General features: G+C 70.5%; 14 protein-coding genes. 10 read left to right on the top strand and 4 right to left on the bottom strand.

Annotated features, from left to right (window positions below; genetic code table 11):
* Positions 1-283: 283 nt before the first annotated feature.
* The 4 genes from IE258_RS35365 to IE258_RS35350 all read left to right on the top strand — a co-directional run bounded on the left by IE258_RS35365 (position 284) and on the right by IE258_RS35350 (position 3,699).
* Positions 284-1,252 (top strand): heme o synthase, encoded by a 969-nt coding sequence (locus IE258_RS35365; protein WP_373309972.1) that lies wholly within the window; start codon positions 284-286, stop codon positions 1,250-1,252.
* Positions 1,253-1,364: 112 nt separating this feature from the next.
* Positions 1,365-1,709, top strand: coding sequence for a hypothetical protein (locus tag IE258_RS35360; RefSeq protein ID WP_189749942.1), 345 nt, complete (start codon positions 1,365-1,367; stop codon positions 1,707-1,709).
* A gap of 100 nt (positions 1,710-1,809) precedes the next feature.
* Entirely contained in the window at positions 1,810-2,916 is a 1,107-nt protein-coding gene (locus IE258_RS35355; RefSeq protein WP_189749941.1) for an amidohydrolase family protein, read from the top strand.
* 39 nt (positions 2,917-2,955) lie between these two features.
* Positions 2,956-3,699: a nucleotidyltransferase domain-containing protein gene (locus tag IE258_RS35350; protein ID WP_229892620.1), complete on the top strand. Its 744-nt coding sequence runs from the start codon at positions 2,956-2,958 to the stop codon at positions 3,697-3,699.
* On the opposite strand, the gene IE258_RS35345 is transcribed toward IE258_RS35350, so the two are convergent.
* The 4 genes from IE258_RS35345 to IE258_RS35330 all read right to left on the bottom strand — a co-directional run bounded on the left by IE258_RS35345 (position 3,654) and on the right by IE258_RS35330 (position 7,428).
* Positions 3,654-4,724: a COX15/CtaA family protein gene (locus IE258_RS35345; protein WP_189749939.1), complete on the bottom strand. Its 1,071-nt coding sequence runs from the start codon at positions 4,722-4,724 to the stop codon at positions 3,654-3,656. The two genes, IE258_RS35350 and IE258_RS35345, sit on opposite strands and share 46 nt — an antisense overlap.
* Positions 4,725-4,730: 6 nt before the next feature.
* Entirely contained in the window at positions 4,731-5,540 is an 810-nt protein-coding gene (locus IE258_RS35340; protein ID WP_189749937.1) for an ABC transporter permease, read from the bottom strand.
* Between the two features lie 88 nt (positions 5,541-5,628).
* Positions 5,629-6,552 carry an ABC transporter ATP-binding protein gene (locus IE258_RS35335; RefSeq protein WP_189749936.1) on the bottom strand — a complete coding sequence of 308 codons (924 nt, stop codon included), beginning with the start codon at positions 6,550-6,552 and terminating at the stop codon, positions 5,629-5,631.
* An 87-nt stretch (positions 6,553-6,639) separates the two neighbouring features.
* On the bottom strand, positions 6,640-7,428 hold the full coding sequence (locus IE258_RS35330; protein WP_189749935.1) for an AAC(3) family N-acetyltransferase: 789 nt from the start codon (positions 7,426-7,428) through the stop codon (positions 6,640-6,642).
* 170 nt (positions 7,429-7,598) lie between these two features.
* Between IE258_RS35330 and IE258_RS35325 the strand changes: the two genes are divergently transcribed.
* The 6 genes from IE258_RS35325 (at position 7,599) to IE258_RS35300 (ending at position 13,362) form a co-directional block, all read left to right on the top strand.
* Entirely contained in the window at positions 7,599-8,357 is a 759-nt protein-coding gene (locus IE258_RS35325; protein ID WP_003976893.1) for a helix-turn-helix transcriptional regulator, read from the top strand.
* Positions 8,354-9,775: a Fe-S cluster assembly protein SufB gene (gene sufB, locus IE258_RS35320; protein ID WP_003976894.1), complete on the top strand. Its 1,422-nt coding sequence runs from the start codon at positions 8,354-8,356 to the stop codon at positions 9,773-9,775. Before IE258_RS35325 ends, sufB begins: the two co-directional genes overlap by 4 nt.
* A gap of 63 nt (positions 9,776-9,838) precedes the next feature.
* A complete protein-coding gene (sufD, locus tag IE258_RS35315; RefSeq protein ID WP_159326534.1) occupies positions 9,839-11,023 on the top strand; it encodes a Fe-S cluster assembly protein SufD in 1,185 nt (394 codons plus the stop codon).
* Complete coding sequence (locus IE258_RS35310) at positions 11,020-11,337, top strand: non-heme iron oxygenase ferredoxin subunit (protein ID WP_053128856.1); 318 nt, start codon at positions 11,020-11,022, stop codon at positions 11,335-11,337. The genes sufD and IE258_RS35310 overlap by 4 nt, the downstream gene beginning before the upstream one ends.
* Positions 11,338-11,344: 7 nt before the next feature.
* Positions 11,345-12,109 (top strand): Fe-S cluster assembly ATPase SufC, encoded by a 765-nt coding sequence (sufC, locus tag IE258_RS35305; protein WP_031046948.1) that lies wholly within the window; start codon positions 11,345-11,347, stop codon positions 12,107-12,109.
* Complete coding sequence (locus IE258_RS35300; RefSeq protein ID WP_109031968.1) at positions 12,106-13,362, top strand: cysteine desulfurase; 1,257 nt, start codon at positions 12,106-12,108, stop codon at positions 13,360-13,362. The genes sufC and IE258_RS35300 overlap by 4 nt, the downstream gene beginning before the upstream one ends.
* The last annotated feature ends 13 nt before the right edge of the window (positions 13,363-13,375 follow it).

Below are 13,375 nucleotides of genomic sequence, written 5' to 3'. Positions count from 1 at the left end.
CGGCCGGCCATTGCCGAGCCTACCCCCGTAAGTACGTGCGTTTTTCCGCTGGAAACCAGACTGCCGGGACTCTTGTGGATCCGCCTGTCGACTGGGCGAAACCGCATTCGGCAAGTGAATACGGAGCCGCTCATCTGACCGCTCAATCGACTCCGCGAACGCACGTCGGAGCACCCCGGCCAACACGAGCCCACCCCCGCGAAGGCCGAGGTATGGGCAACGTCTAAAGTGGCGTGGTACGCGCGAGCCTTTACCGCCACTTCACACGGGGAGGCTCGCTGGGATGTCTCTGTCAGGGGTGTGCGTGACGGCCGTTGAATCCCGTCCTGCGGGGGTTATCGGGACGAACCAGAGCCCGAGTCACCGGCCGTTCGGGGCCCGTGTCAAGGCGTTCGTGGCGCTGACCAAGCCGCGGATCATCGAGCTTCTGCTGATCACCACCGTTCCGGTGATGTTCCTCGCCGAGCAGGGTGTTCCGGATCTGACGCTGGTGCTGCTGACCTGCGTCGGCGGTTACCTGTCGGCCGGCGGCGCGAACGCGCTGAACATGTACATCGACCGCGACATCGACGCGCTGATGGACCGGACCTCGCAGCGCCCGCTGGTGACCGGCATGGTCAGTCCGGTGGAATGCCTGGTCTTCGGCATCGCCCTGGCGATCGTCTCCACGCTGCTGTTCGGCTTCACCGTCAACTGGCTGTCGGCCTGGCTCTCGCTCGGCGCGCTCCTCTTCTACGTGGTCGTCTACACGATGATCCTCAAGCGCCGCACCTCGCAGAACATCGTCTGGGGCGGTATCGCGGGCTGTCTGCCGGTGCTCATCGGCTGGTCGGCCGTGACCAACTCGATGTCCTGGGCGCCGATCATCCTCTTCGGGGTGATGTTCTTCTGGACGCCGCCGCATTACTGGCCGCTGTCCATGAAGGTCAAGGAGGACTACGCGCGCGTCGGCGTGCCGATGCTCCCGGTGATCGCGTCCAACAAGGTGGTCGCCCGGCAGATCGTCATCTACAGCTGGGTGATGGTCATCGTGTCGCTGCTGCTGACGCCGCTCGGCTACACCGGCTGGTTCTACACGGCGGTCGCCGTGGCGGCCGGCGGCATGTGGCTGTGGGAGGCGCACGGACTGCAGAACCGCGCCAAGGCCGAGGTGACCGGTGGCAAGCTCAAGGAGATGCGGCTGTTCCACTGGTCCATCACCTATGTGTCGGTGCTGTTCCTCGCCATCGCGGTGGACCCCTTCCTGCGCTGACATCCCTCCGGGGTTCCTGCGCTGATATCTCTTCGGGACGGGCGGGGTGCGTGGTCAAGGCCACGCACCCCGCCCGTCGCCGTTCGATCTACCCGTCGGTAGCATCCTGGGCATGGCAGACACGCAGCAGGTTGACACGAAGGCCGACCGGTGGGCCGAGCGCCGGGTGACCCGGCTGGCCGGGCGGATCGACTCCTTCTCCAAGGCCCACGGCGGCGCCGAGGCCCAGGTGGCCTACCTGGGTGAGCGCGGCGCCCGGATCGTGCTGGTCGGCGAGGACGGTGCCTGGGGCGACCTGGTGGCGCGCACCTACGAGACCGCGCAGAAGGCCGTGGAGAAGTCCGGGATCACCGTGCACGAGGACTTCGACGGCGAGTTCGCCGCCAAGGTGACCACGGGCCGCTACGAGTGGTCCCGCATGGCCGGCATCCAGGTCGGCGGGCCGAGCAACACCTGAGAGCGGGTTCACCCGTTAGGACCGTAGGAAGCCGCGAGGCGCACGGGCCGTTCGAGGCACGCGAGCCGCACGGCGCACGGTCCCAGCACGGGGAGCCCGGATGATCGAAACGCCGTCCCTGGTGGACCAGTACTGCCACGGCGTCCTGAGAACGGAGCTGGGCCTCGGCACCTTCGAGGCCCAGCTGGCCCGCACCGAGGGTCCGCCCGCCCCCGGCACCACCCTCTTCGACACCCAGACCGGCTTCGCGGTACGCCGATGGTGCCCGCCGCTGCTCGGCCTGGAACCGCACTGCACGCCCGCCCGCTATCTGGCCCGGCGCCGTGAACTGGGCGTCATGGAGGCCGACCGCAGGCTGCTGCGCGGCAGCGGCATCACCACCTACCTGGTCGATGCCGGGCTGCCCGGCGACCTCACCGGACCGACCGAGATGGCCACGGCCGCGGACGCCGACACGCGCGAGATCGTGCGCCTGGAACTCCTCGCCGAGCAGGTCGCCGACACCTCCGGCACCGTCGAGTCCTTCCTCGCCAACCTCGCCGAGGCCGTGCACGGCGCCGCCGCGGGCGCGGTCGCCTTCACCTCCGTGGCCGGGGTCCGGCACGGTCTGGCGCTCGCGCCGGAGCCGCCCGGCGCGGGCGAGGTGCGCGGGGCCGCCGCCCGCTGGCTCACCGGGCGCGAGGTCGGCGGGGAGCTGAGCGATCCGGTGCTGCTGCGCCACCTGCTGTGGATCGCCGTCGCCTCGGGCCTGCCGCTCCAGCTGCACGCGGGCCTCGGGGAGCCGGGCCTGCGCATCGACCGCACCGACCCGGTCCTGCTCACCGACTTCGTGCGGGCCACCGCCGGTCTCGGCACCGACCTGGTCCTGCTGCACGGCTACCCTTACCACCGCCACGCCGCCCACCTGGCCGGGGTCTTCTCGCACGTCTACGCCGACTCGGGCGCCGCCCTGGTGCGCACCGGCGCACGGGCCGCGACGGTCCTCGCGGAGATCCTGGAGCTGGCCCCCTTCGGTAAGATCCTCTTCTCCAGCGGCGCCCAGGGCCTGCCCGAGCTGCACGTGGTCGCCGCCCGGCTGTTCCGCGAAGCCCTCGGACGGGTGCTGGGCGCCTGGGTGGCCGAGGGGGCGTGGTCGCTCGGGGACGCACAACGGGTGGCGGGGTTGATCGCCTCGGGGAACGCGGGGCGGGTGTACGGGCTGGAGTGACCGGTGTACACACCGGAGCCGGGCGGAGAGACTGGGCGCATGCCGACCGACGCCCTGCTCGACCGCTTCCTCGCACACCTCGCGCCCCTCGACCCCGTGGCCGTCTGGGCGCACGGTTCACTGGGTGCGGGCGACTACCAGGAGGGCCGCAGCGACCTCGACCTGATCGCCGTCCTGCCACGGCCGGCCACGGCCCGTACGGCCTGGCGGCTGGGGCTGCTCCACGCCCGGCTGCGCGACGAGCCCCTGGCCGGACTGCTGCACTGCACCTACCTGTCGCCCGACACCGTCGCCGACCCCGACCAGCGGCATCTGACCTGGGCCCACCAGCAGCTCTTCAAGCGGACCGTCACCCCGGTCACCCGGCGCGAACTCCACAGTTTCGGGCGCGTCCTGCACGGCGAGTCGCCGAAGCAGCTGCTGCCTCCGGTGCCGGACCCGGAGCTCGACGCCTTCGTCGTCCGGGACCAGCGGGAGTTCTGGCGTCCGCACGTGCGCAGGGCGGAGCTGTGGTCGCAGGACGTCTGGGTCGACCTGGGGCTGATCACCTTCGCCCGAGCCACCGTCACCCTGCGCGAGGGCCGCCTGATCACCAAGCGGCAGGCCCTGGACGAGCTGCCCGCCCTGGGCGCTCCCGGCGAGGTCGTCGAGGACATCAGCGAACGGCGGTACGGGAACCGCGCGCGTCCCGCGGCCACGGGGGAGTGGACCGCCCGCCGCGCGGAGCTGACCCGGAGCTACCTGGGACCGGCCATCGACACGCTGGTGGCGTCGTACTCCTGAGAGGGCAGCTCGGGCACCGTCTCCTCGGGCCGCTCGCGCAGCGCCAGCAGCACGCGCAGCACCGCGATCCACACCAGGCACGAGCCGAACATGTGCAGGCCGACCAGGACCTCGGGCAGGTCGGTGAAGTACTGGACGTACCCGATGACCCCCTGGGCGAGCAGTACCAGGAACAGGTCGCGGGTACGGGCCAGCGGGCCCTTGGGCGCGTCGACCGCCTTCAGCACGAACCACAGGGCGAAGGTCAGCGTCACCACGATCCACGCCAGGACGGCGTGCGCCTTGCTGATCATCTCCCAGTCGACCGGCATGCGCGGCACGTCGCTGGAGTCGCCCGCGTGCGGTCCCGCGCCGGTGACCACGGTGCCGACCACGACCAGCAGCGCGGAGACGACGACCATCACCCACACCAGCTGCTGCACGGACTTGCCGACCAGCGGGCGCGGTGCCGTGTCGCCCTCCCGGGTGCGCTGCCACATCACCGTGGCCAGGGTCAGCAGCGCCGTCGTCGCCACGAAGTGCGCCGCGACGGTGTACGGGTTGAGCCCGACGAGCACGACGATGCCACCGAGGACGGCGTTGCTCATCACGACCCAGAACTGCGCCCACCCCAGCAGGGTGAGGCTGCGCCGGTAGGGCTTCTGCGAGCGGGCGGCGATGATCGCCCAGCCGACGGCGGCACACAGCACGTAGGTCAGCATGCGGTTGCCGAACTCGATGATGCCGTGGAAGCCCATCTCGCTCGTGGTGGTGAGCGAGTCGTCGGTGCACTTGGGCCAGGTCGGGCAGCCGAGGCCCGAGCCGGTGAGCCGGACGGCGCCGCCGGTGACGACGATGACCACCGACATCACGAGGGGCGCGAGGGCCGCCCGCTGGACCGTCCGGGGATGCGGGGTCCAGCGCGCGGCGATGAAGGCGAGCGGGTTGCGCACGGCGGCTGCGGCGTCGGCGCGGGTCACGTTTGGCACGCCGTCCATCGTAGGCGCCCGCTTGTGCACGCTTTCACGAGGGTCGGTCCGTGGCATGTGTTCCTACTCCCAGCGGAAGAACTTCCCCGCGGCCGCGAGCCCCACGACCGCCCACCCGGCGAGGATCCCCAGGTCTCCCCAGGGCATCGAGGCGCCGTGCTGGAGGACGTCCCGCAGTCCGTCCGACAGGGCGGAGATGGGCAGCAGCCCCAGCACGTCCTGCGCCGCGTCCGGGAACTTCTCCAGCGGCACGATCACCCCGCCGCCCACGAGGAGCAGCAGGAAGACCAGGTTGGCGGCGGCCAGCGTGGCCTCCGCCTTGAGGGTGCCGGCCATCAGCAGGCCCAGCCCGGAGAAGGCGGCGGTGCCGAGGACCAGGAGCAGCAGCACGGCCGCCGGGTTGCCGTGCGGCGACCAGCCCAGCGCGAAGGCGATCACCGTCAGCAGCACGACCTGGAGCACCTCGGTGACCAGGACCGACGCCGTCTTCGCGGTCATCAGGGCCCAGCGCGGCAGCGGTGAGGCCGCCAGCCGCTTCAGCACCCCGTACCGGCGTTCGAAGCCGGTGGCGATGGCCTGCCCCGTGAACGCCGTCGACATCACGGCCAGCGCCAGGATGCCGGGGGCGAGGAAGTCGACCGCCTCCCCGGCCCCGGTGTCGACGATGTCCACGGAGCTGAACAGGACGAGCAGCAGCGTCGGGATGACCACCGTCAGCAGCAGCTGCTCGCCGTTGCGCAGCAGCATCTTCGTCTCGAGCACGGCCTGCGCCGCGATCATGCGTCCGAGCGGCGCGGCGCCGGGCCTGGGCGCGTACGCCCCCGTACCGCCGGGCGTGCCCGTGTCCCCGGGGGTCCCTGTCGTCGTGGTCACCCGCGCAGCTCCTTGCCCGTCAGTTCCAGGCTGTGTCTTCCCGGGGGACGACCCCCGGGCCCCCGGCCGTCCTTGGCGCTGACCGAAATCATGAGCGCAACTCCCTGCCTGTCAGCTCCAGAAAGACGTCCTCCAGCGTGTGCCGCTCCACCGAGATGCGGTCCGGCATCACCCCGTGCTGGGCGCACCAGGAGGTCACCGTCGCGAGCAGCTGCGGGTCCACCTCGCCGTTCACCCGGTACGAGCCCGGGGTCAGCTCGGCCGCCGCGGAGTCCGGGGGGAGCGCCTTGAGCAGGGACGCGACGTCCAGTCCCGGACGGCCCGTGAACCGCAGGGTGTTCTCGGCGCCGCCGCGGCACAGCTGCTCGGGGGAGCCCTGGGCGACGACCCGGCCGGTGTCGATGATGGCCACGTCGTCGGCCAGCTGCTCGGCCTCGTCCATGTGGTGCGTGGTGAGGATCACGGAGACCCCGTCGCCACGCAGGTCCCGTACGAGGTCCCAGGTGGCGCGGCGGGCCTGCGGGTCGAGACCGGCGGTCGGCTCGTCCAGGAACACCAGCTCCGGGCGGCCGACCACGGCCATCGCGAGGGCGAGCCGCTGCTGCTGCCCGCCCGAGAGCCTGCGGTACGTGGTGCGGCCGCACGAGCCGAGCCCGAGCCGCTCGATCAGTGCGCCGACGTCCAGCGGATGGGCGTGCAGCTTCGCGACGTGGCGCAGCATCTCGTCCGCGCGGGCGCCGGAGTAGACGCCGCCGGACTGGAGCATCACGCCGATCCGCGGGCGCAGCTCGGCGCCCTGGCGCACCGGGTCGAGGCCCAGGACACGCACCGTCCCGGAGTCCGCTCTGCGGTATCCCTCACAGGTCTCGACCGTGGTCGTCTTGCCCGCCCCGTTGGGGCCGAGCACGGCGGTGACGCCCGTGCGGGCCACCAGGTCGAGGCCGTCCACCGCGGTCTTCGTTCCGTACCGCTTCACCAGGGCCTGGACCTGGACCACGGGCTCGCTTCGCATGGGTCACGAGTCTAGGTAGGCGGACGACCTGCCGGGCGCGGGGGTGTGGAAAACCGTGGGTAACCTCCTCCGGCCCGGGACGGGGGCTCACTCGCGGGGGCGGTGCAGCGGCAGCCACCGCTCGGCGTACGCGACCGCGTCCGGCAGCGGGAACAGGCGTGCCTCGGCCGCGCCGACCCGGCCGCGCATCACAAGGCGGTCCCGTTCGAAGTCGTGGCCCAGTTCGTCGAAGCGCTCCGAGGTGATCGACACCTCGGTCACCCGCTCCCAGCCCACCGGCCCCGGGCGGCCCACCTCCACCAGCGGGCCGGGGATCCGGTACTCGGCGAGGTGGAAGGCGGTGCACGCGTCGTAGCCCGCGCCGAGCAGCAGGACCCGGGCGTCCAGCCGTTCCAGCGTGGCCAGGGGGCTCCGCTCGCCCAGCCGGCAGTCGGTCGCGTGGTCGGCGACCACCTCCCCGGCGCGGGCACCGAGGGCCGCGAAGGAGGTCTGCGGATGGGCGCTGCGCCGGGCACCCGGCCAGGTGCGCACCGTCTCGGGGACCACCCCGACGCCGCGCGAGGGCGTGATCAGCGGGTCGTAGGCGGGCGTCGCGGCGCGCACGGTCTCCCACCACTCCTCGGGCACCGGCGGGCTGGTCCACAGGGCCGGGTCGGAGAGGTCGCCGGTCTGCGTCGGGACCACCAGGGTGCCGCCGGGGCCGAGGACGTCGAGCAGCGCCTGGACCACCGCGACCGGGCCGCCGCAGACCCAGCCGAGGGAGCTGAGGGAGGAGTGCACGAGCAGGGTGTCGCCGGTCCGCACACCCAGTTCGCGCAGCCCGGCTGCGATCGAGCCGCGGGTGACGAGTGGGCCGGTCGGAGGGGGTGTGGGCATGCGGGGGAGTGTTCCGGAAGCCGGTCGCGGACGCCAGTGGATTGCTCGTGGCTGATCGATCAAAGATCGTTTCCGCAGGTCAGCTTAGGTATGCCTAAGTGACGCAGGGCACCGTCCGGTGATCCGGACGCGGCTTGCCCGCCTCGAAGGAATTACGCAACAATGGCGTTGTGAAAAACGTCGGTGAGGCTCCGCAGGAGGAACTCGCGACCGGTGAGCGGTCCACCCGCAACCGGGTCGCGCGCTCCATCCTGGACCACGGGCCGTCCACTGTCGCCGAGCTCGCCGGACGCCTGGGCCTGACCCAGGCCGCCGTCCGGCGCCACCTCGACGCCCTGGTCGCCGACGACGTGGTCGAGCCCCGTGAGCAGCGGGTCTACGGCGCGCGCACGCGCGGGCGGCCCGCCAAGGTCTTCGCGCTCACCGACTGCGGCCGGGACGCCTTCGACCAGTCGTACGACAAACTGGCCGCCGACGCCCTGCGCTGGATCGCCGAGCAGGAGGGCGGGGAGCAGGCGATCGCCGCCTTCGCCCGCGCCCGGATCGCCGCCCAGTCGGGGGCGTACCGCGCGGCCGTCGAGTCCGTCCCCGCCGAGAAGCGCGCCGAAGCGCTGGCCAAGGCCCTGAGCGAGGACGGGTACGCTGCTACCGCGCGGAGCGCACCCCACCCCCAGCAGGGCGAGCAGCTGTGCCAGCACCACTGCCCGGTCGCCCACGTCGCGGAGCAGTTCCCGCAGCTGTGCGAGGCGGAGACGGAATTTTTCGCCGAGCTGCTCGGTACGCATGTACAGCGTCTCGCGACCATCGCGCACGGCGACGGGGTCTGCACCACGTTCATTCCGAAGACTTCGCACGCGCCACCCCCGGCGCGCGCGTCCGAGAACACCGCTAACGCATCTGCAAGCACGGCCGGGAGGAACCCCGCATGACTCTCCCCACGGAGACTGCCCACCCCGAGCTCGAGGGCCTGGGCAAGTACGAATACGGCTGGGCCGACTCCGACACGGCCGGCGCCTCTGCCAAGCGCGGCATCAACGAGGACGTCGTCCGCGACATCTCCGCGAAGAAGAACGAGCCGGAGTGGATGACCAAGCTCCGTCTCAAGGGCCTGCGCCTCTTCGAGAAGAAGCCCATGCCGAACTGGGGCTCGGACCTGTCGGGGATCGACTTCGACAACATCAAGTACTTCGTGCGCTCCACGGAGAAGCAGGCGGAGTCCTGGGAGGACCTGCCCGAGGACATCAAGAACACGTACGACAAGCTCGGCATCCCCGAGGCGGAGAAGCAGCGCCTCGTCGCCGGTGTCGCCGCGCAGTACGAGTCCGAGGTCGTCTACCACCAGATCCGCGAGGACCTGGAGGAGCAGGGCGTCATCTTCCTGGACACCGACACGGCCCTGAAGGAGCACCCGGAGCTCTTCAAGGAGTACTTCGGCACCGTCATCCCCGTCGGTGACAACAAGTTCGCCTCGCTGAACAGCGCCGTGTGGTCCGGCGGCTCCTTCATCTACGTGCCGAAGGGCGTGCACGTCGAGATCCCGCTCCAGGCCTACTTCCGTATCAACACGGAGAACATGGGCCAGTTCGAGCGGACCCTGATCATCGTCGACGAGGGTGCCTACGTGCACTACGTCGAGGGCTGCACCGCGCCGATCTACAAGTCGGACTCGCTGCACTCCGCGGTCGTCGAGATCATCGTCAAGAAGAACGCCCGCTGCCGCTACACGACCATCCAGAACTGGTCGAACAACGTCTACAACCTGGTCACCAAGCGCGCCGTGGCGTACGAGGGCGCGACCATGGAGTGGATCGACGGCAACATCGGCTCCAAGGTGACGATGAAGTACCCGGCCGTCTACCTGATGGGCGAGCACGCCAAGGGCGAGACCCTCTCCATCGCCTTCGCGGGCGAGGGCCAGCACCAGGACGCCGGCTCCAAGATGGTCCACATGGCGCCGAACACCTCCTCCAACATCGTCTCGAAGTCCGTGGCGCGCGGCGGCGGCCGCACCTCCTACCGCGGTCTCGTCGAGATCGGCGAGGGCGCCCACGGCTCCAAGTCGAACGTGCTGTGCGACGCGCTGCTGGTCGACACCATCTCCCGCTCCGACACGTACCCCTACGTGGACGTCCGCGAGGACGACGTGTCCATGGGCCACGAGGCGACCGTCTCCAAGGTCTCCGAGGACCAGCTCTTCTACCTGATGAGCCGCGGTCTGAGCGAGTTCGAGGCGATGGCGATGATCGTGCGCGGCTTCGTCGAGCCGATCGCCAAGGAGCTGCCCATGGAGTACGCCCTCGAGCTCAACCGGCTGATCGAGCTGCAGATGGAGGGCGCGGTCGGCTGACCCCCGCCGCCCCCGCAGCAGTCACCAGATCCAGGAACGTAGGAAGAGAGCAGACCGACAGCCATGGCTGAGGCTCAGAACATCCCCGTGGGGTCCACCACCGCGGGCCAGATCGCGGTGGCCGCCGAGTCGACCGTCGCCACGCGCATGAGCGCGCCCGCGTCCTTCGACGTGGCGGACTTCCCGGTCCCCCACGGCCGCGAGGAGGAATGGCGGTTCACCCCGCTGGAGCGGCTGCGCGGGCTGCACGACGGCACCGCCGCCGCCACCGGTGACGGCGTGAAGGTCGACATCGAGGCGCCCGAGGGCGTCGTCGTCGAGACCGTCGGCCGCGACGACGCGCGCATCGGCAGGGCCGGCACCCCCGTGGACCGGGTCGCCGCGCAGGCATACTCGGCGTTCGAGAAGGCCGGCGTGATCACCGTCCCCAAGGAGACGGTCCTCACCGAGCCGATCCGGATCGCCGTGCACGGCGAGGGCGGCACCCGCTTCGGCCACCAGGTGATCGAGCTGGGCGCCTTCGCCGAGGCCGTGGTCGTCATCGACCACACCGGCGACGCGGTGCTCGCCGCCAACGTCGACTACGTCCTGGGCGACGGCGCCAAGCTGACCGTCGTCTCCGTCCAGGACTGGGACGACAAGGCCGTCCACGTCGGCCAGCACAACGCGCTCGTCGGCCGCGACGCGACCTTCAAGTCCTTCGTCGTCACCTTCGGCGGCGACCTGGTCCGGCTGCACCCGCGGGTGGCCTACGCCGGGCCCGGCGGCGAGGCCGAGCTGTTCGGCCTGTACTTCACCGACGCGGGCCAGCACCAGGAGCACCGCCTCCTGGTCGACCACAACGTCCCGCACTGCAAGTCCAACGTCGTCTACAAGGGCGCGCTCCAGGGCGACGACGCGCACGCGGTGTGGATCGGCGACGTGCTCATCGAGGCCGCGGCCGAGGGCACCGACACCTACGAGATGAACCGCAACCTCGTCCTCACCGACGGCGCGCGGGTCGACTCCGTGCCGAACCTGGAGATCGAGACCGGCGAGATCGTCGGCGCCGGTCACGCCTCCGCCACCGGCCGCTTCGACGACGAGCAGCTCTTCTACCTGATGGCGCGCGGCATCCCCGAGCTGGACGCCCGCCGCCTGGTGGTCCACGGCTTCTTCGCCGAGCTGGTCCAGCAGATCGGCGTCGAGGACATCCAGGAGCGCCTCCTCGCCAAGATCGCACAAGAGCTGGAGGCGTCGGTCGCATGACCTTCGTACGCGTCTGTGGAGCGGACGAGCTGGAGGAGGACACCCCCAAGCGGGTGGAACTCGACGGCACGCCGATCTCCGTCGTGCGGACCGAGGGCGAGGTCTTCGCGATCAACGACATCTGCTCGCACGCGAACGTCTCGCTGGCCGAGGGCGAGGTCGACGACTGCCACATCGAGTGCTGGCTGCACGGCTCCCGCTTCGACCTCCGCTCCGGCAAGCCCGACAGTCTGCCGGCGACGCGCCCCGTCCCCGTATACCCCGTAAAGATCGAAGGGGACGACGTGCTCGTCTCCCTCACCCAGGAGTCCTGAGGCACCCATGGCAACGCTTGAAATCCGAGACCTGCACGTCACCGTCGAGGCCGACAACGCCACGAAGGAGATCCTCAAGGGCGTCGACCTCACCGTGAAGCAGGGCGAGACGCACGCCATCATGGGCCCCAACGGCTCCGGCAAGTCGACCCTCGCCTACTCCCTTGCGGGTCACCCGAAGTACACGATCACCGGCGGCACCGTCACCCTCGACGGCGAGGACGTCCTGGAGATGTCCGTCGACGAGCGCGCCCGCGCCGGCCTCTTCCTCGCCATGCAGTACCCGGTCGAGGTCCCCGGCGTCTCGGTCTCCAACTTCCTGCGCACCTCCGCCACCGCCGTCCGCGGCGAGGCCCCCAAGCTGCGGCACTGGGTCAAGGAGGTCAAGGAGGCCATGGAGCGCCTCAACATGGACCCCGCCTTCGCCGAGCGCAACGTCAACGAGGGCTTCTCCGGCGGTGAGAAGAAGCGCCACGAGATCCTCCAGCTCGAGCTGCTCAAGCCGAAGGTCGCCATCCTCGACGAGACCGACTCCGGCCTGGACGTCGACGCGCTGCGCGTCGTCTCCGAGGGCGTCAACCGCGTCCGCGAGACCGGTGAGGTCGGCACCCTGCTGATCACGCACTACACGCGCATCCTGCGCTACATCAAGCCCGACCACGTCCACGTCTTCGCCAACGGCCGCATCGCCGAGTCCGGCGGCGCCGAGCTGGCCGACAAGCTGGAGGCCGAGGGCTACGAGGCATACACGAAGGGCGGCGCATCCGAGTGACACAGCTGCCGGGCCTCCTCGACACAGAGGCGATCCGCAAGGACTTCCCCATCCTGGACCGCCAGGTCCACGACGGGCACAAGCTCGTGTACCTGGACAACGCGGCGACCAGCCAGAAGCCGCGGCAGGTGCTGGACGCGCTCAGCGAGTACTACGAGCGCTACAACGCCAACGTCCACCGCGGCGTGCACGTCCTCGCCGAGGAGGCCACGGCGCTGTACGAGGGCGCGCGTGACAAGGTCGCGGAGTTCGTCAACGCGCCCTCGCGCGACGAGGTGATCTTCACCAAGAACGCCTCGGAGTCCCTCAACCTGGTCGCGAACATGCTGGGCTGGGCCGACGACCCCTACCGCGTGGACCACGAGACCGAGATCGTCATCACGGAGATGGAGCACCACTCCAACATCGTGCCGTGGCAGCTGCTGGCGCAGCGCACCGGTGCGAAGCTCCGCTGGTTCGGCCTCACCGACGACGGCCGCCTGGATCTGTCCAACATCGACGAGGTCATCACCGAGAAGACGAAGATCGTCTCCTTCGTGCTGGTCTCCAACATCCTGGGCACCCAGAACCCGGTCGAGGCGATCGTGCGCCGCGCCCAGGAGGTCGGCGCGCTGGTCTGCATCGACGCCTCCCAGGCCGCGCCGCACATGCCGCTGGACGTGCAGGCCCTCCAGGCCGACTTCGTGGCCTTCACCGGCCACAAGATGTGCGGCCCGACCGGCATCGGCGTGCTGTGGGGCCGCCAGGAGCTCCTGGAGGACCTCCCGCCGTTCCTCGGCGGCGGCGAGATGATCGAGACCGTCTCGATGCACTCCTCCACCTACGCCCCGGCCCCGCACAAGTTCGAGGCGGGCACGCCCCCGGTCGCCCAGGCGGTCGGTCTCGGCGCGGCGATCGACTACCTCAACTCGATCGGCATGGACAAGATCCTCGCCCACGAGCACGCGCTGACCGAGTACGCGGTCAAGCGCCTGCTGGAGGTCCCGGACCTGCGCATCATCGGCCCCACCACGGCCGAGGAGCGCGGCGCGGCGATCTCCTTCACGCTGGGGGACATCCACCCGCACGACGTGGGCCAGGTCCTGGACGAGCAGGGCATCGCGGTCCGGGTCGGCCACCACTGCGCCCGCCCGGTCTGCCTGCGCTACGGAATTCCTGCGACCACGCGAGCGTCGTTCTATCTGTACTCCACGCCGGCCGAGATCGACGCGCTGGTCGACGGCCTGGAGCACGTACGGAACTTCTTCGGCTGACGGGACGAGCGAA

It is taken from the genome of Streptomyces tendae (genome assembly GCF_014650435.1).
GTDB classification, from domain to species: Bacteria; Actinomycetota; Actinomycetes; order Streptomycetales; family Streptomycetaceae; genus Streptomyces; species Streptomyces tendae.
The sequence above is the reverse complement of the archived record's forward strand: the minus strand, read 5'-3'. Positions and strand labels throughout refer to the sequence as shown.